The organism is Amycolatopsis sp. NBC_00345 (genome assembly GCF_036116635.1).
Taxonomy (GTDB): Bacteria; Actinomycetota; Actinomycetes; order Mycobacteriales; family Pseudonocardiaceae; genus Amycolatopsis.
This window is the reverse complement of record NZ_CP107995.1, coordinates 4,326,073-4,349,602: the sequence shown is the minus strand read 5'-3', so window position 1 is coordinate 4,349,602 and position 23,530 is coordinate 4,326,073. Positions and strand designations below refer to the sequence as shown.

Sequence of the window (23,530 nt, the reverse complement as noted above, 5' to 3'; positions counted from 1 at the left end):
ACGCGATGAGCTTCGACCGGGTGCTGAAGAAGGTCGGCAAACGCCTCTCCGCGTACGAACGCACGGTGGCCGCGCGGGAAACCACGAAGGCGGCGCAAACGATCCTCGATCCGGCGGCGCAGGTGGAGGCGGCGGAGCTGTGGCGGTCGGCGCAGCCCGCCGACGCCGGCCGGCCCAGCCACCTCGAAGCCCTCCGGCTGGCCGAAGCCCGGCGCGTCGTGGGAAAGGCGCACCTCTACCGCGCCAGGGAGGTGCCCTCCGGGCAGTGGCTCCACGAATTCGCCCAGGGGCTGGTGTACCTGGCGCCGATAACCGGCCGGCCCGGTGCCGTCCCGCCCGGGTACGAACTGCTGCTCGGTCCCGCCGCGGACCCGGACCAGCAGGCCGGCCTGGCCGTGGAAATGCTGGGCGCGGACGCGGCCACCGAGGACGGGGTGTTCGCCGACGCCGCGGTCGTGTTGCTGACCGAATCCCTGGCGGCCACCCCGCGGACCAGTGCCGGGTACGTCACGCGGCTGTCCAATCTCGGCGCCGCGCACCAGTCGCGGTACCACCGCACCGGCGACGCGGCCGAACTCGACGCCGCGCACGGGCTGCTGGAGCGGACGGTCGCGGCCGCTGCGCGGTCGGACCCGAATCTGCCGCTCTACCAGTACAATCTGGGCGGCAGCCAGCTCCGGAAGTACTCGCGGAGCCGGTCTCCGCTGGACGCGCTCGCGGCCGTCGTCTCGCTCGATCAAGCGCTGGCCGGTCTGCCCCAGGACTCCGGCCTGCGCCGGGAGGCGATGTCCATGGCCGTGACCGCGCATCGTGCCTGCGCCGCCACGGTGGCCGGCGGCGCGCAAGACCTGGAGCGCGCGATACGGCTCTGCCGGGAGCTGCTCGACACGGCGGAGGAGGGCTCCGGCGACCGCGCGAAGTTCCGGACCGAGCTCGGGATGCTGCTCCTGCAGCGTTTCCTCGACGACGGCCGGCGCCGTGACCTGGACCTGGCGATCGAATCGCTGCGGGACGCGGTCGTGGCCACTCCGGAGGACCATCCCGAACGCGCGGAACGCTTGTCCCGCCTCGGCATCGCGCACCGGCGGCGCTACGAGGTCCGCCGGACCGTGCAGGATCTGGAGCTCGCCGTCGCGTGGGGAGAGCAGTCCGTCGCCGCGGACTGCGCCCTTCCCTCGGACCGGGCCGGGCACTACTCCAACGTCGGCCTGGCCTACCGCGAGCGTTACCAGCGGTTCGGCGAGCCCGGCGACCTGGACCGCGCGGTGGCCTACGGCGAGGACGCGGTCCGGACCTACCCGGCGGACAACCTGGACCGGGCGATCGCCCTGCACAACCTGGGAACCGCCTACCAGCGCCGGTTCGAGCGCACCAACGCCCGCGCCGACGTCGACCTGGCCATCGACGTCGCCGAGCAGGCGGTGGCGATAACCCCGCCCGGACACCCGTATCTCGCGGAGCGGCAGGCGGGTCTCCGCCGCGCGTACGAGGCACGCCACGCCCACAGCGGCGACCCGGCGGATCTCCTTCGCGCGCAACGGTCCGGGAACGGGCAGCGGCCCTGAACGTCGAGCCGGTCCGATCGTGTCGAACGTCCGCGCGACGCGGGCCGCGCTCCCGAGCCTGCTCGAACGCCGCGGCGCGGTGATCACCGGTCGCGGTCAGCGTCATTCCCGCTGACGGTGGCGGCTCTCGACGGTAACGGTGGATCACTTGCCCCGCCAGCGAACGCCGATCTCTAATGGTCGAGGACGATCGTGGCGACGATGGAGGTCGATTGCGCCTACCGGAGGGTCCCGGCGCCGGCCAGGATGAGGTCGATACCGGCGAGGAACTGATCGCGGTCGTCGTGCTCGACCAGCTGCTTCGCGATGTGGTGCACGAACGGGTACTCCGCGGGGTCGAGCCGCGTCCACTGGGCGACGACGTCCGCGAGGAAGGCCGACCGGTTCGTCCCGGGCGCGACCAGGCGGGCGTTCGCGGCGTTCTGCCCGGCGACGCCGAGGATGTAGTTCACCAGCGCGGACGCGGAGCCGAACAGTTCCGGCTCGGGCACGCCGAGCGCCTTGAGCTGGCCGCCGATGCCTTCGAAGATCTGCAGCATCGCGAACTGCCACGGCTCGCCGGAGAGCCGGGTGCCCACCCAGGGGTGCGCGTCGATCGCGTCGAACAGCCCCAGCGCGAGGGTGCGGATCGCCTCGCGCGGCTCCGTGCCGGCGGCCACGTCGGTCAGCACCCGGGCGATGACGTCGCTGGTGGCCGCCGTGAGCAGCTCGTTCTTGTTCGCGACGTGCCAGTAGATCGCCCCGGGCCCGGTGGCCAGGCGCGTCGTGAGCGCGCGGAAGGTCAACGCGCTCTCGCCCTCGGTGTCGAGGATCTCGATCGCGGCCTCGACGATCCGCTCCTTCGAGAGCGCGTCCGTGCGCCGTTCGGTGCGCTGCCTCCTGGTCGCCATGGGGCCCGTCCTGACTTGGCTGGAACTTTGTTCCAACGATACCTCACCCGAAGTGGAGCACGGCATGGACTGGAAAGCGGAATCGGCGCGGCTGCGGTCCGAGCGGGGCATCGGCGAGTACGAACCGCTGGCACCGTTCGTTTCCGAGCGCACCGTGGACCGTTCGCTCTGGTACGAAGGCCAGCTGATGACGGTCTACGCGCAGGGTGACGTGGTGGACAACACCTGCTGTGTCTGGGAAGGGAACATCCCGGAGCGGATCGGCCCGCCGCCGCACATCCACCACTACGAGCACGAGCTGTTCTTCGTGATCGAAGGCAGCATCACCGCGTGGGTCGAAGGGGCCGAGCACCACGCCGAGCGGAATTCCCTGGTGTTCCTGCCGGCCGGCCGGATCCACTGGTTCGTCGCGACCTCGCCGGCCACCCGGATGCTGTCGTTCACCGTGACGGCAAGCCGGGAGTATCCGAGCATCAACGACAACGTCGCCCTGTTCCGGCTGATCGGCGTGCCGGCGGAGTCGATGACCATGCCGCCGGAGGTCGAAGTCAAGCAGCTGCCCGACCGGGCCGAGATCGCGCGGGTCAACTACGAGATGGGCGCCGGCCTTCCCGATCTCGAACGGCTCGGCTGGCGCCGCGGGTACGGCGAGGAAGGCGCGAACACCGACGGCTGAAAGCGCTTCCGGACCAGCCTGCGCGTTGTTCGTCAGACCCGCACGCCGGCCGTCGACCCCAGCACCTGCCCGATCACGCGGAAGGCGCGGGCCACGTCGGCGCGCTGCCGGTCGGTCAAGGCGGCGATGGCTTCGCCCTCCAGCACCAGACGGCGGGGCATGACCTCGTCGACCGCGGTCGCGCCCTGTTCGCTGATCGTGACCAGCGCGCTCCGCTTGTCCGCCGGGTTGGGCACCCGCTCGACCAGCCCGCGCTGCTCCAGCTTCGTCAAGGTCTTGCTCAGCGCGGCCGCGGACTTGTCCATCGTCTGGGCCAGGCGGCGGGCGATGACCGGGGACGGCGCGTGGCGAAGGTGGAACAGCACGTCGAACTCGGCTGAGCTGATCGGCGAGGTTTCGAAGACCGGTTCGAGCAGCAGTTCGAGCATGGCGTGGGCGCGTTTGAGGCCGCCGAAGAGCGTCATCGGGGCCAGGTCGAGATCGGGGCGCGCCGCTCGCCACTGATCCCACGTCCTCGCCATTGTCTCGCCCTCGGCCATGGCCACCTCATTTCGTCAACCAGTAGACTACTTATCTACTATATCGGATCCGAAGGAGAAAGCATGCCCCAGACCAGAATCGCCGGATGGCCGGCCCGGACAGTGGACCGCTTGCAGAGCAAGGTGGTGGGCCTGGAGCCCGCTCGTAACCGGTACACCGTCGAGCGCGGCCTCGAAGTGCCCACGCGGGACGGCGCCGTTCTCGTGACCGACCACTACGCACCGGTGGGCGACGCGCTGGGAACGGTGCTCGTCCGGTCGCCGTACGGGCGCGGATTGCCGGAAAGCCTTTTCCACGGCCGGATGCTGGCCGGGCGCGGTTATCACGTCGTCGTGCAGAGCGTCCGTGGCACCGGTGGCTCCACCGGGCAGTTCCGGCCGATCGCCCAGGAAACCGCGGACTCGCAGGACGCGGTGGCCTGGCTGCGCGCGCAGCCGTGGTTCGACGGGCGGCTGGCCACTTTGGGCGGTTCCTACCTCGGCTGGACGCAGTGGGCGCTGCTCCAGGACCCGCCGCCCGAGCTGCGCGCGTGTGTCATCGTGGTGGGGCCGCACGACTTCGCCCGCGCGGTACGCGGCGGAGGCGCCGTCGCGCTGGCCGACTTCCTGGGCTGGAGCGCGGCGGTCGGGGCTCAGGGGGCCGGCGGGTTCCGTGGCCTGCGCGAGATGGTCTCCGCGCGCAGGCGGACGGCGGCGGCACTCAGCCGCCCGTCTTCCGCGGCCGATGCCGCGGCGGCCGCGCTGGACGGAAGAGGCGCGTGGTTCCCCGAGTGGCTGGCTCACGACGATCTCCGGGATCCGTTCTGGGATCCGTACCGGGCCGGGTCCGTCCTGGCCGGCGTCACCGTCCCGACGCTGCTCGTCGGCGGGTGGCGGGACGTTTTCCTCGAGCAGACGATGGAGCAGTACTTCGCTCTGTCCGGGCACAATCCCGAGGTCGGCCTGACCGTGGGCCCGTGGACCCACCTCGACACGGCGGTCAAGTCGGCGAAGGTGGCCGACGCGGACGCCCTGGCCTGGTTCGACTGCCACGTCGGGAAAACGGGCGCGCGCCGGGACTCGAAGGTCCGGATTTACGTCACCGGTGCCGACGAGTGGCGAAGCCTGCCGAGCTGGCCGCCGAAGACGGCTGAATGGACGCTGTACCCGAGCGCGGACGGCTCGCTGCCCGAGACGCGTGGCAAGGGCCTGGTCGAATTCCATTACGACCCGGCCGACCCCACGCCCGCGGTGGCCGGGCACCACATGTCGCCCGGCGCGGGCAGCGTTGACAACCGCAAGCTGGAAGAGCGGGTGGACGTGATCACCTTCACTTCGGCCCCGCTGCCGGGGGACGTGGAGGTGTTCGGCCCGGCGCGGCTGCACCTGGCCCTGCGCGATCACCACGCGGACAACGGCATTTTCGTCCGGGTGTGCGATGTGGACACTCGGGGCCGGTCGTGGAACATCTCCGAGAGCTTCCGCCGGTCCGACGGCGGCGGCGCCATGGTCGAGCTGGACATCGAGACCAGCCCGTGCGCCCATCGTTTCCGCGCCGGGCACCGCATCCGGATCCAGGTCTCCGGCGGGGCGTACCCCCGCTACGACCGCAACCCGGGCGCGGCCGGCTACCTGGTCGACTGTGATCTGTCCGCGATCCACCTGCCGATCGCCGGCACCGCTGGTATGGTCAACTGATAGTTGAATGGTTAACGATATGATACGGTGGGCACGAACGAGGGAGCTTTTCACTCGGACGAGCACACCGTCAGGCGGTGGTCTTCGGTTGACTTGTCCATCATCGCCGACCGTTTTCCGCCCACCATGACCTATTCACGTGATCACCAGGAGTCCCTCATGCGATCAGCCAGCCTGTCCCTGGGCGCGCTCGCCGTGGTGGCGACGCTCGCCGTCGCCGCGTGTTCGGGCGGCTCGACCGGTGCTTCGCCCAGTTCGGCACCGCCCAGCCCAACGTCGTCATCCGCCTGCCCGAGCAGCCCGATGCCGGTCAACCCGCCCGGCGGGGCCGGGTCGACCCCTCAGGTGAAGCTCGTGGTTCCGGTGGACACCAGCACCAGCACGGTGCTGAAGCCGGATCCCGCCCAGCAGATCCAGTGCGGGAAAGTCCAGGTGGACACCAAGAGCAACGTCGTGTTCGCCTCGCCGAAGCTCGCCAACGGCCAGGCCAAGCAGCTGCTGATGGACATCCAGGTGCCGCGGACCCCGGGCCCGAAGCCGCTGGTGGTCTACGTGCCCGGCGGCGGTTTCGTGCAGGCGGGCAAGGAGGGCAACCTCCCGTTGCGCACCTACGCCGCGGACGCCGGGTTCGTCGTCGCGAGCGTCCAGTACCGGGTGCAGCCCGACGGCGCGACCTACGCCGACAGCGTCGCCGACGTGAAGTCGGCCATCCGGTACCTGCGGGCGCACGCGTCGACGTACCAGATCGACCCGGGCAAGGTGGGCGTCTGGGGTGACTCGGCCGGCGGGTACGTCGTGGCGATGGTGGGGGTGACCAACGGCGACAAGCAGTACGACGTGGGGGACAACCTCGACCAGAAGAGCGACGTGCAGGCGGTGGTCGACAAGTTCGGCGCGTCCGACCTGTCCCGGATCGAGTCGGACTACGACCCCGCGTCCCAGCAGGCGGCGGCGCAGATGATGACCGTCGTGGGGAAGTACGTGAACGGGCCGGCCGGCACCCAGCCGGTGGCCGACACCCCGGCGACCGTCGCCGCGGCCAACCCGATCACCCACATCAAGGCCACCGATCCGCCGTTCGTGATCTTCCACGGCAGCGCCGACACGCTGATCTCGCCCAGCCAGACCCTCATGCTGCACAACGCTTTGCGGGCGGCCGGGGTGAAGAGCACCCGCTACGTCGTCGACGGCGCCGGCCACGGCGATCTGTCCTTCACCGGCGACACCAAAAGCGCCTTGCAGTGGACGGCCGCGAACATCGCCGCGCCGCTGGTCGACTTCCTCGACCAGAACCTGAAGGGCTGAGCAGCGGCCGGCTGGTGCCCATCTCACACGAGGCGGGCACCGGCCGGACCGACTGCTGACACCCACCGCGGCGATCGACGGCGGGAAACCCACGGCCGCGCAGATGCTCAGCGTGAGCCGGCCCAGCGGGGTGACCGGGCCGAGAGCCCACGCCTCGGCGGCCGGTTCGAGGCCGGCGCCGCGACGTCTCCCCGCTGGTCACGGCGCCGAAGACCGGGGATCCGACGAACTGTCGAACGGCGCGGCGGGTTTTCCGGCAGGATGTGGTCGCCCCGCGACCGGCAGCCGGTGATCATGTCCGGGGACAGCGCGACGGCGCGCGGGGGCCGGGCCGCCCGGCGTCGTCCGCGTTGGCCGAGTCGGAGCACACGACGGGACCTGGAGTTGTCATGGCCACCACCGACCACGTCGGGACGTCGCGGATCGCGGTCGCCAGTTTCATCGGCACCGCGATCGAGTTCTACGACTTCTACATCTACGGCACCGCCGCGGCGCTGGTCTTCGGCAAGGTCTTCTTCCCGACCTTCTCCTCGACGGCCGGGGTGCTCGCCTCGCTCGGCACGTTCGCGGTGGGCTTCCTCGCGCGGCCGATCGGGGCCGCGCTGTTCGGGCACTGGGGCGACCGGGTGGGCCGCAAGTCGATGCTCGTGGTGTCCTTGCTGGTGATGGGCCTTTCGACGGTCGCGGTCGGCCTGATCCCGGGGTTCGGCTCCATCGGCCTGTGGGCGCCCGTGCTGCTGACGGTCCTGCGGTTCGTGCAGGGCATCGGGCTCGGCGGCGAATGGGGCGGCGCGGTGCTGATGTCCACCGAGTACGCGCCCGAAGGCCGCCGCGGGCTCTACTCGGCCTTTCCGCAGCTCGGGCCCGCGATCGGGTTCATCCTCGGCAACGTGTTCTTCATCGTGCTGAACGCGGTGATGCCGGCCGGCGCGTTCCTCGCCTACGGCTGGCGTATCCCGTTCCTGTTCTCCGCGGTCCTGCTCGTCGTGGGGCTCTACATCCGGCTGAAGATCGCCGAGACGCCGGTGTTCCAGGCCGCGCTGGACCAGACCGAGCAGGCGAAGGTCCCGCTGTTCGAACTGCTCCGCAGCCAGCCCCGGGCCCTGGTGCTCGCGACCCTGTCCTTTGTGCTCGCGCATTCGCTCTTCTACACCGTGACCACGTTCTGCCTGTCCTTCGGCACTTCGGCGCTGGGCATCCCCAGGATGACGCTGCTGGTCGGGCTGCTGATCGCGGCGGCGGTGATGGGCGGCGCCACCCTGGTGTTCGCGATGCGGTCGGACCGGTGGGGCCGGAGACGGCTGAGCGCCGGGGCCGCGGTCGCCGTGGTCGTCTGGGCGTTCCCGCTCTTTCTGTTGCTGCAGACGCGAAATCCGGTCCTGCTCACCCTGGGCCTGACCGGCGGGCTGCTCTGTTTCGCCATGCTCTACGGCCCGATGGGGGCCTACCTGCCGGAGCTGTTCCGCGTTCGGTACCGCTACTCGGGCGCTTCGATCGCGTACAGCGTCTCCGGCGTGATCGGCGGTGGGGTGGTGCCGCTGGTGTCGACCGCGCTCTGGTCGTGGACCGGCTCGTCGACCGCGGTCTCGGTGCTGCTGATCGGGCTCGGGGTGGTCAGTTTCGTGAGTGTGCTCGGCCTGCCGGAGACGCTCGGCCACGACTTCTCCGACGGGCTGGCCGGGGACTCCGCGGCGACGGTCAGCGACCCGGCGGGCGGATGAGGTCGGCCAGGAGCAGGCCCTGGTGCAGCAGCAGCCGGTTCGCGCCGTCGTCGAGGTCGAGCCCCACGACGGCGCGGATCTGGTCGAGGCGGTAGTAGAGCGACGTGCGGTGCAGGTGCAGGGCTTCCGCGGTCCGCGAGATGGAGCAGCCGTGCTCGAGGTACGCGCGCAGCGTCTCGGCCAGGTGCGGTCGCTTGTGGTCGTCGAGCAGGCGGGCGACCGGTTCCGGGACCAGCGCGGGGGTGAGCGCGGAGTCCGGGAGCTGGAGCACGACGGCGTACTCGCCCAGCGCCGCCCACTCAGCGACCGGGCCTGCGTCGCGCAGCAGCGTCGCCCCGCGTGCGGCGACTTTGGCCTGGGCGTAGGAACGCCAGGCCGACCGCAGCCCCGGGGCCGGATCGCCGATCCCGGCCACCGCCGTCCGGTGGGACCCCGACGCGGAGCAGAGCTGTTCCAGCCCGGCGGCCATCCGCCCGGCCTGCTCGGCGAGCTCGCCCCGGTCGAGGTGCTGGGCCGTGCGCACGAGCACGGCGCGGCCGTGGTCGACCACCCCTTGCAAACGCTGGGACTGGTGACGGGTGGCCGATTCGAGCACGCTCCGGAGCGCGGCTTCCAGCTCCGCCTCCGGCACGGCGGGGTCGTTCAGCTGCACCACGGTCACCGTCGAGTGGGCGGCGTCGGCCAGCGGTCCGTCGCCGGCCACCGTCCGCATCGCCCGGTCGCGGTCCGCGGCGTCCGGGCCCAGCAGCTGCAGCAGGGCGCGGTCCCGGGCCTGCCGTCCGTCGTCCGTGCTCAAGCGGTCCTGGTGCAGCAGGGCGGCCGCGACCCGGGAGACCTCTTCGATCCGGGTGGTCTCGGCGGGGGTGAGCGTGTGCCCGGCGTCGATCACCATGAGCAGGCCCAGGAGTTCGCCGTGCTCGCGCAGCGGAACACAGAGCCGGGGACGCATCCCGAGCGCGCGGTTCCCGGTCAGCATTCCGGCACCGGGCCAGCGGGTGACGCCTTGGCCGAGGATGAACCGGCTGGCCTCCGCGCCGGCGTCGTGCTGGAGCACGGCGCGGATGCGCAGCTCGTCCTCGTCGCCGAAGTGGCGGCTCGTGCAGAGCACGTGGACGAGGGGGTCGTTGACCACCACCGAGCGCCGCAACTCGTCGGCGAGATCGTCGAGCAGCCGCCGCAGGTCCTCGGCGACCGGACGGCTGACCGCGGTCACGGGCGGGGCCGGCTCCCGGCCGGCTTCGACAGACCGTGGAATGCGGGGAGCGGCTTGCGCGACACGATGTCGTTCCCCGGCCGGCGCGGGCGCGGCATCCTGGACCAGGTCATGGCGCCGATGCTAGCTGTCGCGCACCCGATGGGGGAGGAGACGCCCGGTGGATCGCTTGCGGGGACGGGTGGCCCTGGTTTTCGGCGCGGGCTCCAGCGGCGCCGCGGTCAGCAACGGCCGCGCCGCGGCGGTGAGCTACGCCCGGGCGGGCGCGGTGGTCGCGGCGATCGACGTCAGCCTCGAGCGCGCGGAGGAAACCGCCCGGCTCGTGCGTGCCGACGGCGGCGTGGCGGTGCCGCTCGCCGCGGACGTCACGTCCGAAGAAGAGGTGACGGCCGCGGTCACGGCCGCGACCGAACGCCTGGGCCCGCCGTCGATCCTGCACAACAACGTGGGCGCCGCCGTGGTGGGCGGCCTGGACGCGCTGAGCCTGGCCGGCTGGGACCGGGCGATCGCGCTGAACCTCACCGGGGTGTTCCTTGCCTGCAAACACACTCTGCCGCAGATGATCGCGGCCGGGCGGGGCGCGATCGTGAACGTGTCTTCGCTGGCGAGCATCCGGCACACCGGTTACGACTACCCGGCCTACATGGCCGCCAAGGCCGCGGTCAACCAGCTCACGGTCGCCCTCGCGCTGGCCCATGCCGCGCAAGGGATCCGCGTCAACGCGGTGCTGCCCGGGCTGATCGACACCCCGATGGCCGGCCGGCAGCTGCACGGCGGCGAGGGGGATCCGGAGGCGGCCGCCCGGCGGCACCGCGCCAGCCCGACCGGCCGGATGGGCACCCCGTGGGACGTGGCGAACGCGGCGGTGTTCCTGGCCTCCGACGAGGCCGCTTACGTCAACGGGGTCTGCTTGCCGGTCGACGGCGGGCTGAGCGCCTCGGCCCGCTGAGCTGGACACACCGCGCCGACGAGGACGGCGGTGCCGGCACGGCCCCGTGCCGGTGAGGCCAGGCGGAGTAGCCCGGTTGTCGCGACATCGAATTCGTTTTCACTGCGTGTGATCCGGCGTCACCCGGCCGGGCATTTTTTTGCGTTCACGGCGAACATAACCGGTATTGACGTGGCGTCCGTTAAAGGAAATCGGACGTAATTCACCACGTCCGATTTGTGTCGTATTCGGGTAACCGTTCGCTCGGTCGACGGAGGGCCGGGTACGCGCCGGGTCCTTGAGTGTTTCCCGGTGACACTTCCGTTCCAGCTGCTAGGCCGATCGGGCGCCTCGACACGGCGACAGGCCCCGCCTGAGTGGGCGTCGGGCGAAACGCGGCATTCGAGTGACCCGGGTGGTGACTCGAACGTGTCCTTGCGCGGCTAATCCGGCTTGTTATGTTGGACCAGGCGGAGCCGCTGAACCGAACAAATAATCGCCGCTGTTTTCTGCTGATCTTCGTATTTCTGTCCCCTGGATTGACATTGACGATGGGTGGATTTCACTGTGACCGTGACCGAATCGGACGCCTCCGCGGCCGGCAGCGCGCCGGATGCCGGGAATCCGCAGCTGAGCCTGGGCCGCGCCGCGGCGCGCAAACTGGCCACGACGACCAAGTCCGTTCCGCAGATGCAGGGGATCTCGTCCCGCTGGCTGCTGAAGGCGCTCGACTGGGTGCAGGTCAACGGCGGCGCCTACCGGGTGAACCGGCGGCTGAGCTACACCGTCGGCGACGGGCGGGTGACGTTCGAAAAAGCGGGCGAGCAGGTGCGGGTCGTCCCGGCCGAGCTGGGGGAGCTGCCGCCGCTGCGGGGGTACGAGGACGAGGAGGTGCTCCCGGAGCTGGCACGCCGCTTCACCCAGCAGGAGGTCGAGCCGGGTGACGTGCTGGTCGAGTTCGGGCACCGGGCCGAGCAGGTCTTCCTCATCGCGCACGGCAAGATCGGCAAGACCGGACCCGGCCAGTACGGCGACGAGACCACGCTCGGGTCGTTGAAGGACGGGGACTACTTCGGCGCGCAGGTGCTCCTCGCCGGCGACGGGATCTGGGAGTTCACCGCGAAGGCGATCACCTCGGGCACCGTGCTGACGCTGTCGCGCCAGGCGTTCGAGCAGGTGCTGGAGCAGTCCGACTCGCTGCGGGCGCAGATCGAGAGCGCGTCCGAGACGGGCGGGGCGGCCAACGACCACGGCGAGGCGGAGATCGACATCTCCTCCGGCCACGACGGGGAACCGTTGCTGGCGGGCACTTTCGTGGACTACGAGTCCTCGCCGCGGGAGTACGAGCTGAGCGTCGCGCAGACCGTGCTGCGGGTGCACACCCGGGTCGCCGACCTCTACAACCAGCCGATGGACCAGACCGAGCAGCAGCTGCGGCTGACCATCGAGGCGCTGCGCGAGCGGCAGGAGCACGAGCTGGTCAACAACACCGACTTCGGCCTGCTGCACAACGCCGACTTCGCCCAGCGCGTCCCGACCCGCACCGGCCCGCCGACCCCGGACGACTTCGACGAGCTGCTTTCCCTGGTGTGGAAGGATCCCGGCTTCTTCCTGGCCCACCCGCGCACGATCGCCGCGTTCAGCCGGGAGTGCAGCAAGGCGGGCATCTACCCGACCGGGGTGGACATCGGCGGCCACAAGGTGCCGGCCTGGCGCGGGGTGCCGATCTACCCGTGCAACAAGATCCCGGTCAGCCCGACGCGCACCAGCTCGGTGCTGCTGATGCGCACCGGCGAGCAGGACCAGGGCGTGGTCGGCCTGCGCCAGCTCGGGCTGCCCGACGAGTACGAGCCCGGCCTCAACGTCCGGTTCATGGGCGTCTCCGGGCAGGCGATCATCTCCTACCTGGTGAGCACCTACTACTCGGCCGCCGTGCTGGTGCCGGACGCGCTGGCCGTGCTCGAAGCCGCGGAGATCGGCCGCGAAGGATGACCGCCACCGAACCGCTCGCCGCCGAAGCCCGGCTGAGCCTGGGCACGGCCGCCGCGCGCACCCTGGCGACGACGACCAAGACCCGGCCCCAGATGCAGGGCATCACCCCGCGGTGGCTGCTGCGGATGCTGCCCTGGGTGGAGGCCGCCGGTGGCGCCTACCGGGTCAACCGGCGGCTGACCTACACCATCGGTGACGGGCGGGTGAGCTTCACCAACGTCGGCGCCGACGTCCGGGTCGTGCCGCAGGAACTGGCGGAATTGGCGCTGCTGCGCGGTTTCGACGACGAGGACACCCTCACCGCGCTGGCCGGCCGGTTCGTGCAGCACGAGTACCCGGCCGGCGAGGTGATCGTGCGCCACGGCACCCCGCTGGACGAGGTCGTGCTGGTCGCGCACGGCAAGGTCGCCAAGGTGGCGCCCGGCGAGTACGGCGACGAGATCACCCTCGGGACCATGGCCGACGGGGACCACTTCGGCGACGAGCTGCTCAGCGGGATCAGCCGGAACTGGCCGTTCACGGTCAAAGCGGTGACCCCGGTGATCGTGCTGACCCTGCGCGCCGACGCGTTCGCCGACCTCAACGGGCGTTCGGAGCTGCTGCGCGAGCACGTGCGGGAAATGCTGGCGCAGGGCGGGAAACCGCAGAACGCCAAGGGCGAGTCCGAGATCGAGATGTCCGCGGGCCACGACGGGGAACCGTTGCTGCCCGGCACGTTCGCCGACTACGAGACCTCGCCGCGGGAGTACGAGCTGGCCGTCGCGCAGACCATCCTGCGTGTGCACACCCGGGTCACCGACCTCTACAACGACCCGATGAACCAGCTCGACGAGCAGCTGCGGCTCACCACCGAAGCCCTGCGGGAGCGGCAGGAGCACGAGCTGGTCAACAACCGCGAGTTCGGCCTGCTGCACAACGCCGACCTCAAGTCCCGGTTCCAGACGCGCTCCGGCCCGCCGACCCCCGACGACCTGGACGAGCTGGTCAGCCGCCGCCGTAAGACGAAGTTCTTCCTCGCCCACCCGCGCGCGATCGCCGCGTTCGGGCGGGAGTGCACCCGGCGCGGGCTGTACCCGGAGGGCACCGTGGTCGAGGGCAAGGCGGTGTCCGCGTGGCGCGGCGTGCCGATCCTGCCGTGCGACAAGATCCCGGTCTCCGAAGCCGGCACCTCGTCCATCCTCGCGATGCGGACCGGGGTGGAGGACCACGGGGTGATCGGGCTGCACCAGACCGGGCTGCCCGACGAGGTCCAGCCCGGCCTCAACGTGCGGTTCGAGGGCGTCAACGACCAGGCGGTGGCGTCCTACCTGGTCAGCGCCTACTACTCGGCCGCGGTGCTGGTCCCGGACGCGCTCGGCGTGCTGGAGAACGTCGAGATCGCCCGCTGAACCGGCAGGAAAAACCACCGTCCCCCAAGAAAAGGAACCACACCCGTGACGATCGCCCGTCCCGCCCCCGCCGAGGTCTTGCGCACCGACTACCAGAAGTCCGTGGCGTCCTACTGGAACAAGGAGAAAGACCCGGTCAACCTGCGGCTGGGGGACGTCGACGGCCTCTACCACCACCACTACGGCATCGGCGAGGTCGACCAGTCCGTGCTGACGGGGCCCGGGGAAACCCGTGACGAGCGGATGATCGCCGAGCTGCACCGGCTGGAGACGGCGCAGGCCGAAGTGCTGCTCGACCACCTCGGCGACGTCTCGCCCGGCGACCGGCTGCTGGACGCGGGCTGCGGGCGGGGCGGCAGCAGCATCATGGCCCACGAGCGGTTCGGCTGCCAGGTCGACGGGGTGTCGATCTCGCAGAAGCAGGTCGACTTCGCCAACGGCCAAGCGGAGGCGCGGGGAGTGGACGCCCAGGTCCGCTACCACTTCCGCAACATGCTCGACACCGGCTTCGGCACCGGTTCGCGCCGGGCCATCTGGAACAACGAGAGCACCATGTACGTCGACCTGTTCGAGCTGTTCGCCGAGCACTCCCGGCAGCTGGAGTTCGGCGGCCGCTACGTCACCATCACCGGCTGCTACAACGACGTCACCGGCGGCCGGTCCAAGGCGGTCGCGCAGATCGACCAGCACTACACCTGCAACATCCACCCGCGCAGCGCGTACTTCAAGGCCATGACGGCGAACAACATGGTGCCCATCTCCGTCGTCGACCTGACCGCGCAGACCATCCCGTACTGGGAGCTGCGCGCGAAGTCCTCCGTGGCCACCGGGATCGAGGGCCCGTTCCTCACCGCCTACCGCGAGGGCAGCTTCCACTACCTGCTCATCGCGGCCGACCGCGTCTGAGAGACCCGAGGACACCCCGGAGTGAAGCGATGACGGACCCGCACCGCGCCCTGTCCACCCTGCTGGCCGGCCCGACCGGGCTGGGCACGTCCGCGGCGCGCCTCGGCGCCCGGCTCACCGAGGTCGTGGCGGACGACCCCGGGCCGGGCGCCGGGGAACCCGATCCCGCGTATGCGTACCGGACGTGGGGCGACGGCAGCGCCTCGCCGTTGTACTGCCCGGTCACGGAGCGGATCAACGACCCGCTGGCCGAGGAGGTGGACCGGCGGCTGATCGCGTGGGCGGGGGAGTGCGGTTTCGACGAGCAGGAGGCGCGGCAGCTCGGGAAGGCCGGGTTCGGGCGGCTGGTCATGCTCGCGCACCCGGACTGCGAGGACCCCGACCGGCTGCTGATCTCGGCGAAGCTCAACGCGGCGTGGTGGGCCGCGGACGACCTCTACGCCGACGACACCGCCCTCGGCGCCGTCCCGGAGAAGCTCCCTCCGCGCCTGGCGCTGGCGATGGCGGCGATGGACCCGGTGCCGCCGGCGGGCGAGTTCAGCCGCGAACTCGACGAAACTCTTGGCAGCGACCGGGTTCTCGTCGCGCTGCGCTCGGGCGTCGACCACCTGCGGCAGTACGGCAGCCCGGCCCAGGTCCAGCGCGTCAACTACTCCACCTTCACGATGTTCGCGATCTGGAACGCCTACGCCGCCTGGCAGCACAACGACGAGCCCCCGCCCGCGTGGGAGTACCTCGCCGCCCGCCAGCACGACAGCTTCTACACCTCGATGACCCTGATCGACGTCCTCGGCGGCTACGAGCTGACCGCCAACCTGTTCTACGAGCCGCGCGTCCGCCGTGCCGCCATCCAGGCCGGCACCGCGTCGGTGCTGGTCAACGACCTGCACTCGGTGGCGAAGGACCTCGCCGACGAGAACCCGCCCGCCAACATGGTCCTGCAGGTCGCCGCCGACCGCTCCTGCCCGATCGAAGAGGCCACCGAGATCACGGTCGACCTCCACAACCGGATCGTCCGCGACTTCCAGTCCACCCACCGGGGCCTGGAACCCGTTGCCTCCGGCGAGCTCCAGCGTTTCCTGCACGGGCTGCGGGCGTGGATGGGCGGCGGGTTCGAGTGGCATTCGACCAGCCCGCGGTACAAGTAGCGCGCCGCCGGGTCAGGCGGCGGGCCCGCCTTCGCTCCAGCTCGGCCGCCCGGCCCGCAAGGTCCCGATGTGGTGGGAGCGGTTGGTCAGGTGCGTGATGTCCGCGTAGGGGTCGGCGTCGAGCAGCAGTGCGTCGGCGACGGATCCGACGGTGATCGTTCCCGGGGCCGTCGCCTGCTGGCCGATCTTTTCGGCCGAATGCCGGGTGGCCGCCGCCAGGACCGCGGGCAGCGGCAGTCCGGCCTTGGCCAGCAGTTGCAGTTCTCGCAGCAGGGCCAGGGGCGGCGTAGGGATCAAGATGGCCACGTCGCTGCCCGCGGTGATCTTCACTCCCGCGTCGTGCATCAGTGCCAGCGTGCGCATGGCGTAGTCGAAACGGACGCGGGACTCCTCCGCGGAATGGCGCGGGAACAGGCGCCCGTAGCCCGGGCGGGCGGTGATCCGCGGGATGTCCTCGGGCGTGGCGATGCCGTCGTCGACCAGCTCCTGCAGATAGGCGGCGTCGCCGTTGCGTGCGAACTGCTCCCAGGTGACCAGGGTGGGGCAGTAGTAGGTGTTCGTCTCCGCAAGTAGCGCGGCGACGTCGCGGGCTTCCGCGGTGCTGCCGGGGTCCTGTGGGTGGAAAGCGTGTTCGATGCCGTCCGCGCCGGCGGCCACCGCGTCCTCCAGATCGGCGCGCTGGTGGACGTGCATGAGTACCTTTTTGCCTTTCTCGTGCGCGGCCGCGGCGATGGCTTTGAGGGCGTCGAAAGGCAGCTTGTCCGGGGCGCCGGGCTCGCCGTCGTAGATGCATTTGATGAAGTCGACCTGGTCGGCCAGCTCCAGTGCTTGACGATAGGCGACGTCGGCGTTGTCGGTCTGGTAGGCGATGGCGGCCCGCTCCGGGTCGCCCATCGTCGGCCAGCCCCCGATCCCGGTGAACACCGGCCCGGCGAAGAACAGCCCGGCCGCGGCGTCGGTGGCCTGGTCGCGGTAGGCGCGGGCGGCGAGTTCGGTGTCCAGCGGACCGCCGAGGTTGACGACGCGGGTCACCCCGGTGTCCAGGAAGTCGGTGAGCAGCTGGGAAATGTACTGTGCGCGCTCGTTTTCCGGCTTGGTATAGGCGAAACCGCTCAGGTGGGTGTGGCTCTCCCACAGGCCCGGCACCAGGTAGCCGCCCCGCGCGTCGATCACGGGGCCGTCCTCCGGCGGCGCGTCCGACGCCGGGCGGATGGCGCTGAACCGACCGTCGGCCACCACTACTTCGGCGCCGGTGATCGGGTCGGCTGCCTCCCCGTCGATGACGGTCACGTTGCGAATGATCACGAGTGTTCCCCTGTCTGAAGTCCAAGTGCATAGGTTCCTATGTACTTGGACCGTATAGGTACCTATGGATTTGGTCAATAGGTACCTATACACTTGGCGCGTGACGCACCCCAGGTTCGACTCCGCGCCCGCCGCCCTGATCAACATCGCCTCGCGCGCGTTGACCCGGATCAACGACCAGCGGCTGCGGCCGCTCGGGCTGACCTTCGCGCAGATGCCCGTGCTGGCGGCGCTGAGCAAGGCCGATGCGTTGTCACAGAAGGAATTGGCGGTGCTGGCCCGGATCGAGCAGCCGTCCATGGCCCAGCTGCTCGCCCGGATGGACCGCGACGGCCTCATCCGCCGCGGCCCCGCCCGGCACGACCGGCGGGTCAGCCTGATCTCGCTGACCGAGACCGGGCGGGCCAAGCTCACGCAGGTGCGCTCGGCGATGTTCGAGACCAACGATCAGGCGTTGAAAGGCTTCAGCGCCGAAGAAGTCGATCTTCTTCTGGACCTGATGAGAAGGCTGGTCGCCAATCTCGAAGAGAATCCGGCCGACAGCGCATCGGATGCCGAGCCGACCGGATCGCGTTCATCACGCCGCCGCTGAAGAGGCTCAGTTCAGCTTGCGCGTATCGGCCGGCAGCCCGCCGCCCGCGTAGACGTCCTCGGCGAGCTTGGCCAACGCGGTGAGCGCGACGTTCTGGCTCCACGGCCCGTAGGAAACCCGGGAGACGCCGAGCTTCCGCGCGGTGTCCAGCGGGATCGAGCCGGGGATGCCGATCAGGTTGACCTTGCGCTCGCCCAGCGCTTCGACCAGCCGGCCGACCTGATCGGCGTCGAGCTTCCCCGGCACGAAGAAGTTCGACGCGCCCGCGTCGAGATACGCGCGGCCCCGGGTGATCGCTTCGGCCAGCACCTCCTCGGGGTCGCGGCCGGCGCCCTTGACGAACGCGTCGGTGCGGGCGTTGAGGACGAAGTCGACCCCGGCCGACTGCGCGGCGGCAACCGCGGACTCGACGGCCTTCACCGACTCGGCGAGCGGCTTCATCTGGTCCTCGAGGTTGCAGCCGACGGCGCCGGCGTCGATCGCGCGGGCGACGGTGCCGCCCGGGTCGCCGTAGCCGGCTTCCAGGTCGGCGGTGACCGGCAGGTCGCCCGCCGTCCGCACGATCAGCGCGACTTCGGCGATCATCTCGTCGCGGGGGATCTTCTCGCCGTCCGGGTAGCCGCGCGAGGCGGCGATGCCGTGACTCGGCGTGGCCAGCGCCTGCGTGCCCGGCGTCTCGGCGACGACTTTCGCGGTGATCGCGTCCCAGACGTTGACGACGAGCAGCAGCTCCGGAGCCGCGTGGAGTTCCTGCAGGCGCACGGCTTTCTCAGCGGTGGAAGTCATCCCGCCAATCTAGGCGGAAACCGTGCCGAGCACCTGGCCGAGCGCCTCGGCCAGCGGCACCCCCGAGGACGAGTGCCAGGCGACGATCGCGTCGGGCCGCAGCAGCAGGGCACCGTCTTCGCCCACGGCGGTCTCGGCGGTCCACCGGTCCGGGTCGGGCCCGGTGAGCAGGGTCAGGCCGGGGCCGGCGTGGTCGATGGTGGACGTCGTGGCGTCGAGCCAGGCGTGCGGCACGCGGGTGCCCGGCCGGCCCTCGGGGGCGCAGCGGTCGGCGGGGGCCGGGCCGCGGTGATCGGGCACAAAAGCGCCGTCGTGGTACTGCGTGCCGAACAGGGTCGCGGTGGGGTGCCGGCGCAGGCCGTCGCCGTTGGTGACGGTGGCGAGCATGTCGCCGACGTGGCCGGCGACCTCGCTGGAGGCTGCCGCGGTCGCGTAGCCGACCGGGTGGCGTTCGGCGTGATAGGTGCCGAGCAGGGCCGGCGCGGCCTGGCAGGAGAGGACGGCGGCGAGCTTCCAGGCCAGGTTGGCCACGTCGGCGATGGCGGTGTTGGCGCCGGCCGCGGCCATCGGCGGCATCACGTGCGCGGCGTCGCCGGCCAGGAACACCCGCCCGGTGGAGAACCGGTCCCGGACTCCCAGTGCATCCGGCCCAGCAGCGTGACTTCCACGTCGGGCCCGCCGGCCGGGCGCAGCCACGCCGTCACGCCGGTTTCGTCCTGGGTGAACGAGGTCAGCTCGGTGGCGAACCGCAGGGACACACCCCGTTCCAGCGCGGCCTTGCGCAGCACCGGTTCCAGGACGTCCTGCGGGCACAGGACATTGGGCCCCGGGCTCAGCTCGGCCACCTTCGCGTGCTGCGCCAGCCGGTCCCGCATCGTGGGGCTGAGCCGCGGCTGGGCGCCGCCACCTCGTCGGCCAGGCCGAGCAGCCGGAACACCTCGGTGCTGCGGGGGTGGTTCTCCGTTCGTGGGCCGGGTTCGTGGGCCGGGGAGGTCATTTGCGCAGGGGGATTTCCTTGACGCAGCAGGCGAGAACGAAAGCGGCGGCGCACACGGCCGAGGCGAGCAGGAAGATGTGCGAGGTGCCGGTGGCCAGGGCCTGGTGGTAGACCGGCGGTGCCGCGTTCGTGGTGGCGGAGGTCAGCAGGCCCCCGAAGACCGCCACGCCGACGGAGCCGCCGAGCGTGCGGAACAGGGTGATGGCCGCGGCGGCGGCGCCCATGTCCGCGGGCTGGGCGCTGTTCTGCGCGATCGTGCCGGACACCTGCATGGTCAGCCCGAGGCCGGCGCCGATGACGGCGAGATAGACGCTGGTCAGCCCGAACGAGGTATCCGTGTCCATAGTGGACAGGAGGAACGTGCCGATGGTGAGCAGCGCGGCGCCCAGGATCGGCAGGACCCGGTACCGGCCGGTGCGGGAGATGTACTTGCCGGCCAGCGTCGAGATGACCGCGACGGGCAGGGCCATCGGCAGCAGGAGCAGGCCGGAGCCGGCGGCGGAGGCGCCCTGGACCGTCTGCTGGAACAGCGGCACGTAGAGCGTGCAGGCGAACATGACCGCGCCGACGGCGGCGAGTGTCCCGATCGAGAGCGGGAAGTTGCGCTGCCCGGTGAACATCCTCGGCGGCAGCACGGGTTCGGCGGCGCGTTTCTCCCAGGCGGCGAACCCGGCGATCGAGGCCGCCGCGAGCACGGCCAGCGACACGATCGGCCACGAAGACCACGCGTAGGTGCTGCCGGCCCACGACGCGCCGAGCGTCAACGCGGTGATCGCCACCGTCAGCAGCAGCATCCCGGCCCAGTCGATCCGGGCGCGGCCGCGGACGACGGGCAGGTGAAGCAGAACCGCGACCCAGACGAACGCGATGACCCCGAGCGGCAGGTTGACGAAAAACGCCGCCCGCCAGCCCAGGTGCTCGGTCAGCAGCCCGCCGAACCAGGGGCCGGCCACGGTGCCGACGGCCATCACGATGGCCGTCATCCCCTGGTAGCGGCCGCGTTCGCGGGGCGGCACGAGGCTGCCGATCAGGGCGAGCGCGCCCGCGGCCAGCCCACCGGCACCCGCGCCCTGCAGGGCGCGGAAACCGATCAGGCTGGGCATGGACCAGGCGATCCCGCACAGCGCCGAACCGGCCAGGAACAGCACGATCGAGCCGAGGAACAAGCGTTTGCGCCCGTACAGGTCACCGAGCTTGCCCCAGATCGGGGTGGAGACGGCCGTGGTCAGCGCGTAGGTGGTCACGACCCAGGAGATGTGCCCGAGCCCGCCGAGGTCGCCGACGATCGTCGGCATGGCCGTGCCCACGACGTTGGTGTCGAGCACGGCCAGCAGCATCGCCAGCATCACGCCGAGCAGGGTCCAGCGGACGTTGGCCGGCCCGGCCGGCGGTGCCTCCGCGGTACTGGCTTCCGAGACAGACATGGTTTCGATCCTTTGGTGTCGAAGGGAAATCGGGGACCGGCGCCGATCTCCTCCGGTGCGGCCGGGAACGAGAAAACCACATCTGTACAATAAGTGCAACCGTACAACTTTGAACACCGTGCACCTCGTGTTACGGTGAAGCAATGACGACCACCGAAACCGGGCCCGGCCGGCGTGAGCGCAAGAAGGCGGCCACCCACCAGGCGCTGGCGGACGCGGCGATGCGCCTGTTCCTCGAGCGCGGCTACGACGACGTGACCGTCCGCGAGATCGCCGACGCCGCCGACGTGTCCACCACGACGCTGCTGAAACACTTCCCCAGCAAGGAAGCCCTCGTTTTCGACATGGACTCCGAGGTGGAGGCGCGCCTCATCGCCGTGGTCGAGGACCGGCCGCCCGGCACCTCGTTGCTGGACGCGCTCCGGGAGTACACGCGCGGCCGGATCGGATACGGCGCCGGCAGCGAGGAAGCGGCCGGCTTCATGGGACTCGTGCAGGGCACGCCGGCGCTGATCGAGTACTGGCACAAGATGTGGATGCGCCACGAGGGCGCCCTGTGCCGCGCCATCGCCGCCGATCTCGGCGTTCCCGAAACCGACCCGCGGTGTGCCGCGCTGGCCCACCTCGCGCTGGAGGCTTCGGCGCTCGCCCAGCGGGCGGCCGACCCGGTCCGCACCGTCGACGCCGCGTTCGACCTTCTCGAAAACGGTTGGCGCGCCGGGAACTGACGGCCGGGGCGCCCGGCTACTCGGCGCCGCCAGGGCCGGGCCCGGCCCCGGGACCGGGCAGGACGTCGATGTCGCCCGCGTGCATCGGCTCGCCGCAATGGGCGCAGCGCAGGTCGACACCGCTGATCTCGCCGCACGCGTGGTGGCGGTAGAGCACCGGCGGGCCGGCCTCGCCCGCGAGCCACCGGTCGCCCCAGCCGACCATGACCATCAGCAGGTCGACGAGTTCGGCGCCCTTCCCGGTCAGCGTGTACTCGTACCGCGGCCGCTGGTCGTAGGGCCGGCGTTCGAGCACCCCGCGCTCGACGAGGTGGTTCAGCCGCTCGGTCAGCACCTTGCGGGAGATGCCGAGGTCCGCCTGGATCTGCTCGAACCGGTTCGCCCCGACGAAGACGTCCCGCAGGATCAGCGGCGACCAGGGCTCCCCGATGACGTCGAGCGTCCGCGCGATCGAGCACGCCATCTCGCCGAAGTTCGTACGCTGCATGAACCCAGCCTACCCGCTTGGGTTCCCTTAAGGAACCTTGGATGCTACGGTCCTTGAGTCTCCTGAAGGAACTTCGGAAAGGACCACGGCGATGAGCAAGGTCTTCAGCGCCCTCGCGGTATCGGTCGACGGGTACATCACCGGCCGGAACCCCGGCACCGGGCGCGGGCTCGGCGACGGGACGGCGCTCTTCGACTGGTACTCCGACGGCGACACGCCCAGCCGGCTGTTCGGCGGGTTCAAGCTGAGCGAGCCCAGCGCACGGGTCTTCGACGCCCTCGCCGGACGGGTGGGCGCGACCGTGGCGGGGCGCGCCACCTACGACGACTCCGACGGGTTCGGTGGCGGCAGCCCCCACCCGACCGCCCCGTTGTTCGTCCTCAGCCACCGGCCGGTGCCGGGGATGAGCGAGCGGCAGACCCTGGTCACCACCGGCATCGAGGACGCGATCGCGGCGGCGCGCGAGGCCGCCGGCGACCGGGACGTCGCCCTGATGGGCGGCGGAGTCGTGACCGAGGCGCTGAAGGCGGGACTCGTCGACGAACTGGTGCTGCACCAGGTGCCGATCCTGCTCGGCGCCGGCCGGCCGTTCTTCCGGGAGCTGCCCGCGCACGTCCGGCTGCGGCTGGTCGAAGCGGTGCCCGCCCCGGGCGTCACCCACCTTCACTATGAGATCCAGCGCTGAAGGCCTTGTGAGTGTTTATGACGGTTAGAACCGTCATAAACACTCACAAGGCCTGAATTACCTGCCCAGTAGTCATCAAAGGAGCTGACCACCATGCTCGACCCCGACGTCCGCCGCGTGCTCGACGGCACCCCCATCGCCCACCTCGCCAGCGTCCTGCCCGACGGCGGCCCCCACTCCGTCCCGGTCTGGATCGGCACCCACGGCGACCACGTCGCGATCCTCACCGGCCCGGGCTCGCGCAAGGCCCGCAACCTCCGGCGCGACCCGCGGGTCGCGCTTTCCCTGACCCCGGCCGACAACCCGTTCCAGCCGGTGCTCGTCCGCGGCCGGGTCGTCGAGTGGCTCGAAGGCGACGCCGCCTGGGAGGTCGTCGACCGGATCTCGGCGAAGTACATCGGCGCTCCTTATTCACGCGAGCAGGAGCGGGTCGTCGCCCTCATCGAGCCCGATCGGCAGAGCGCGGGCTGAGCTGTTCGCGCGCCCCTGTGTTATCGGGCCCGTGTTTTCGGACGCCCCTGTGTTATCCGGCGCGACTGTGCTATTTGGACGCCCCGAAACCCGGCTCGCGAGGTCGT

Annotated in this window: 23 protein-coding genes; 14 read left to right on the top strand and 9 right to left on the bottom strand. The window is 70.9% G+C overall.

What is annotated here, in order from left to right:
• Positions 1 to 5: 5 nt before the first annotated feature.
• Positions 6 to 1,565, top strand: coding sequence for a tetratricopeptide repeat protein (locus OG943_RS19045; protein ID WP_328611130.1), 1,560 nt, complete (start codon positions 6 to 8; stop codon positions 1,563 to 1,565).
• A 218-nt stretch (positions 1,566 to 1,783) separates the two neighbouring features.
• On the opposite strand, the gene OG943_RS19040 is transcribed toward OG943_RS19045, so the two are convergent.
• Complete coding sequence (locus OG943_RS19040) at positions 1,784 to 2,455, bottom strand: TetR/AcrR family transcriptional regulator (protein ID WP_328611129.1); 672 nt, start codon at positions 2,453 to 2,455, stop codon at positions 1,784 to 1,786.
• 64 nt (positions 2,456 to 2,519) lie between these two features.
• Here OG943_RS19040 and OG943_RS19035 point away from each other — a divergent pair, with 64 nt between their 5' ends.
• Positions 2,520 to 3,131 carry a cupin domain-containing protein gene (locus tag OG943_RS19035; protein WP_328611128.1) on the top strand — a complete coding sequence of 204 codons (612 nt, stop codon included), beginning with the start codon at positions 2,520 to 2,522 and terminating at the stop codon, positions 3,129 to 3,131.
• Positions 3,132 to 3,163: 32 nt separating this feature from the next.
• Here OG943_RS19035 and OG943_RS19030 read toward each other — a convergent pair whose 3' ends face one another.
• Entirely contained in the window at positions 3,164 to 3,670 is a 507-nt protein-coding gene (locus OG943_RS19030) for a MarR family winged helix-turn-helix transcriptional regulator (protein WP_328611127.1), read from the bottom strand.
• A gap of 63 nt (positions 3,671 to 3,733) precedes the next feature.
• On the opposite strand from OG943_RS19030, the gene OG943_RS19025 reads away from it, so the two are divergent.
• The 3 genes from OG943_RS19025 to OG943_RS19015 all read left to right on the top strand — a co-directional run bounded on the left by OG943_RS19025 (position 3,734) and on the right by OG943_RS19015 (position 8,373).
• Positions 3,734 to 5,347: a CocE/NonD family hydrolase gene (locus tag OG943_RS19025; RefSeq protein ID WP_328611126.1), complete on the top strand. Its 1,614-nt coding sequence runs from the start codon at positions 3,734 to 3,736 to the stop codon at positions 5,345 to 5,347.
• A 159-nt stretch (positions 5,348 to 5,506) separates the two neighbouring features.
• The gene (locus tag OG943_RS19020) at positions 5,507 to 6,652 is read left to right on the top strand and encodes an alpha/beta hydrolase (protein ID WP_328611125.1); all 1,146 of its coding nucleotides are present in this window, start codon (positions 5,507 to 5,509) and stop codon (positions 6,650 to 6,652) included.
• 389 nt (positions 6,653 to 7,041) lie between these two features.
• Positions 7,042 to 8,373, top strand: coding sequence for an MFS transporter (locus OG943_RS19015; RefSeq protein ID WP_328611124.1), 1,332 nt, complete (start codon positions 7,042 to 7,044; stop codon positions 8,371 to 8,373).
• On the opposite strand, the gene OG943_RS19010 is transcribed toward OG943_RS19015, so the two are convergent.
• Positions 8,351 to 9,586: a helix-turn-helix domain-containing protein gene (locus OG943_RS19010; protein ID WP_328611123.1), complete on the bottom strand. Its 1,236-nt coding sequence runs from the start codon at positions 9,584 to 9,586 to the stop codon at positions 8,351 to 8,353. The genes OG943_RS19015 and OG943_RS19010 overlap by 23 nt on opposite strands.
• Before the next feature lie 160 nt (positions 9,587 to 9,746).
• Between OG943_RS19010 and OG943_RS19005 the strand changes: the two genes are divergently transcribed.
• From OG943_RS19005 to OG943_RS18985, 5 genes are all read left to right on the top strand, one after another.
• Positions 9,747 to 10,535 carry an SDR family NAD(P)-dependent oxidoreductase gene (locus OG943_RS19005; protein WP_328611122.1) on the top strand — a complete coding sequence of 263 codons (789 nt, stop codon included), beginning with the start codon at positions 9,747 to 9,749 and terminating at the stop codon, positions 10,533 to 10,535.
• Between the two features lie 546 nt (positions 10,536 to 11,081).
• Positions 11,082 to 12,506: a family 2B encapsulin nanocompartment shell protein gene (locus OG943_RS19000; RefSeq protein ID WP_328611121.1), complete on the top strand. Its 1,425-nt coding sequence runs from the start codon at positions 11,082 to 11,084 to the stop codon at positions 12,504 to 12,506.
• On the top strand, positions 12,503 to 13,894 hold the full coding sequence (locus tag OG943_RS18995; RefSeq protein WP_328611120.1) for a family 2B encapsulin nanocompartment shell protein: 1,392 nt from the start codon (positions 12,503 to 12,505) through the stop codon (positions 13,892 to 13,894). The genes OG943_RS19000 and OG943_RS18995 overlap by 4 nt, the downstream gene beginning before the upstream one ends.
• A 45-nt stretch (positions 13,895 to 13,939) precedes the next feature.
• Positions 13,940 to 14,800, top strand: coding sequence for a geranyl diphosphate 2-C-methyltransferase (locus OG943_RS18990; protein ID WP_328611119.1), 861 nt, complete (start codon positions 13,940 to 13,942; stop codon positions 14,798 to 14,800).
• Between the two features lie 29 nt (positions 14,801 to 14,829).
• Positions 14,830 to 15,948 carry a family 2 encapsulin nanocompartment cargo protein terpene cyclase gene (locus OG943_RS18985; RefSeq protein ID WP_328611118.1) on the top strand — a complete coding sequence of 373 codons (1,119 nt, stop codon included), beginning with the start codon at positions 14,830 to 14,832 and terminating at the stop codon, positions 15,946 to 15,948.
• A gap of 12 nt (positions 15,949 to 15,960) precedes the next feature.
• Here OG943_RS18985 and OG943_RS18980 read toward each other — a convergent pair whose 3' ends face one another.
• Positions 15,961 to 17,238: an amidohydrolase family protein gene (locus OG943_RS18980; protein ID WP_328611117.1), complete on the bottom strand. Its 1,278-nt coding sequence runs from the start codon at positions 17,236 to 17,238 to the stop codon at positions 15,961 to 15,963.
• A gap of 115 nt (positions 17,239 to 17,353) precedes the next feature.
• Between OG943_RS18980 and OG943_RS18975 the strand changes: the two genes are divergently transcribed.
• The gene (locus OG943_RS18975) at positions 17,354 to 17,845 is read left to right on the top strand and encodes a MarR family winged helix-turn-helix transcriptional regulator (RefSeq protein WP_328611116.1); all 492 of its coding nucleotides are present in this window, start codon (positions 17,354 to 17,356) and stop codon (positions 17,843 to 17,845) included.
• A gap of 6 nt (positions 17,846 to 17,851) precedes the next feature.
• Here OG943_RS18975 and OG943_RS18970 read toward each other — a convergent pair whose 3' ends face one another.
• The 4 genes from OG943_RS18970 to OG943_RS18955 all read right to left on the bottom strand — a co-directional run bounded on the left by OG943_RS18970 (position 17,852) and on the right by OG943_RS18955 (position 21,052).
• The gene (locus OG943_RS18970; RefSeq protein WP_328611115.1) at positions 17,852 to 18,631 is read right to left on the bottom strand and encodes an isocitrate lyase/PEP mutase family protein; all 780 of its coding nucleotides are present in this window, start codon (positions 18,629 to 18,631) and stop codon (positions 17,852 to 17,854) included.
• A gap of 9 nt (positions 18,632 to 18,640) precedes the next feature.
• Positions 18,641 to 19,237, bottom strand: a complete 597-nt coding sequence (locus OG943_RS18965; RefSeq protein ID WP_328611114.1) for an FAD-dependent monooxygenase — start codon at positions 19,235 to 19,237, stop codon at positions 18,641 to 18,643.
• A complete protein-coding gene (locus OG943_RS18960; RefSeq protein ID WP_328611113.1) occupies positions 19,207 to 19,506 on the bottom strand; it encodes an FAD-dependent monooxygenase in 300 nt (99 codons plus the stop codon). The genes OG943_RS18965 and OG943_RS18960 overlap by 31 nt, the downstream gene beginning before the upstream one ends.
• A gap of 118 nt (positions 19,507 to 19,624) precedes the next feature.
• Positions 19,625 to 21,052, bottom strand: a complete 1,428-nt coding sequence (locus tag OG943_RS18955; protein WP_328611112.1) for an MDR family MFS transporter — start codon at positions 21,050 to 21,052, stop codon at positions 19,625 to 19,627.
• Between the two features lie 143 nt (positions 21,053 to 21,195).
• Between OG943_RS18955 and OG943_RS18950 the strand changes: the two genes are divergently transcribed.
• Positions 21,196 to 21,780 (top strand): TetR/AcrR family transcriptional regulator, encoded by a 585-nt coding sequence (locus OG943_RS18950; RefSeq protein WP_328611111.1) that lies wholly within the window; start codon positions 21,196 to 21,198, stop codon positions 21,778 to 21,780.
• Between the two features lie 16 nt (positions 21,781 to 21,796).
• Here the strand turns inward: OG943_RS18950 and OG943_RS18945 are convergent, their stop codons facing one another.
• The gene (locus OG943_RS18945; protein WP_328611110.1) at positions 21,797 to 22,267 is read right to left on the bottom strand and encodes a winged helix-turn-helix transcriptional regulator; all 471 of its coding nucleotides are present in this window, start codon (positions 22,265 to 22,267) and stop codon (positions 21,797 to 21,799) included.
• 91 nt (positions 22,268 to 22,358) lie between these two features.
• Between OG943_RS18945 and OG943_RS18940 the strand changes: the two genes are divergently transcribed.
• A complete protein-coding gene (locus tag OG943_RS18940; RefSeq protein ID WP_328611109.1) occupies positions 22,359 to 22,952 on the top strand; it encodes a dihydrofolate reductase family protein in 594 nt (197 codons plus the stop codon).
• A 93-nt stretch (positions 22,953 to 23,045) separates the two neighbouring features.
• Positions 23,046 to 23,423: a PPOX class F420-dependent oxidoreductase gene (locus OG943_RS18935; RefSeq protein WP_328611108.1), complete on the top strand. Its 378-nt coding sequence runs from the start codon at positions 23,046 to 23,048 to the stop codon at positions 23,421 to 23,423.
• Positions 23,424 to 23,530 lie beyond the last annotated feature (107 nt).

What these genes read in the sequence shown, in the direction of transcription:
- OG943_RS19045 (WP_328611130.1), top strand. Translation starts at nt 6, where the DNA reads ATGAGCTTCGACCGGGTGCTGAAGAAGGTCGGCAAACGCCTCTCCGCG.
- OG943_RS19040 (WP_328611129.1), bottom strand. Translation starts at nt 2,455, where the DNA reads ATGGCGACCAGGAGGCAGCGCACCGAACGGCGCACGGACGCGCTCTCG.
- OG943_RS19035 (WP_328611128.1), top strand. Translation starts at nt 2,520, where the DNA reads ATGGACTGGAAAGCGGAATCGGCGCGGCTGCGGTCCGAGCGGGGCATC.
- OG943_RS19030 (WP_328611127.1), bottom strand. Translation starts at nt 3,670, where the DNA reads ATGGCCGAGGGCGAGACAATGGCGAGGACGTGGGATCAGTGGCGAGCG.
- OG943_RS19025 (WP_328611126.1), top strand. Translation starts at nt 3,734, where the DNA reads ATGCCCCAGACCAGAATCGCCGGATGGCCGGCCCGGACAGTGGACCGC.
- OG943_RS19020 (WP_328611125.1), top strand. Translation starts at nt 5,507, where the DNA reads ATGCGATCAGCCAGCCTGTCCCTGGGCGCGCTCGCCGTGGTGGCGACG.
- OG943_RS19015 (WP_328611124.1), top strand. Translation starts at nt 7,042, where the DNA reads ATGGCCACCACCGACCACGTCGGGACGTCGCGGATCGCGGTCGCCAGT.
- OG943_RS18995 (WP_328611120.1), top strand. Translation starts at nt 12,503, where the DNA reads ATGACCGCCACCGAACCGCTCGCCGCCGAAGCCCGGCTGAGCCTGGGC.
- OG943_RS18985 (WP_328611118.1), top strand. Translation starts at nt 14,830, where the DNA reads ATGACGGACCCGCACCGCGCCCTGTCCACCCTGCTGGCCGGCCCGACC.
- OG943_RS18970 (WP_328611115.1), bottom strand. Translation starts at nt 18,631, where the DNA reads ATGACTTCCACCGCTGAGAAAGCCGTGCGCCTGCAGGAACTCCACGCG.
- OG943_RS18960 (WP_328611113.1), bottom strand. Translation starts at nt 19,506, where the DNA reads ATGCGGGACCGGCTGGCGCAGCACGCGAAGGTGGCCGAGCTGAGCCCG.
- OG943_RS18955 (WP_328611112.1), bottom strand. Translation starts at nt 21,052, where the DNA reads ATGTCTGTCTCGGAAGCCAGTACCGCGGAGGCACCGCCGGCCGGGCCG.
- OG943_RS18950 (WP_328611111.1), top strand. Translation starts at nt 21,196, where the DNA reads ATGACGACCACCGAAACCGGGCCCGGCCGGCGTGAGCGCAAGAAGGCG.
- OG943_RS18945 (WP_328611110.1), bottom strand. Translation starts at nt 22,267, where the DNA reads ATGCAGCGTACGAACTTCGGCGAGATGGCGTGCTCGATCGCGCGGACG.
- OG943_RS18940 (WP_328611109.1), top strand. Translation starts at nt 22,359, where the DNA reads ATGAGCAAGGTCTTCAGCGCCCTCGCGGTATCGGTCGACGGGTACATC.
- OG943_RS18935 (WP_328611108.1), top strand. Translation starts at nt 23,046, where the DNA reads ATGCTCGACCCCGACGTCCGCCGCGTGCTCGACGGCACCCCCATCGCC.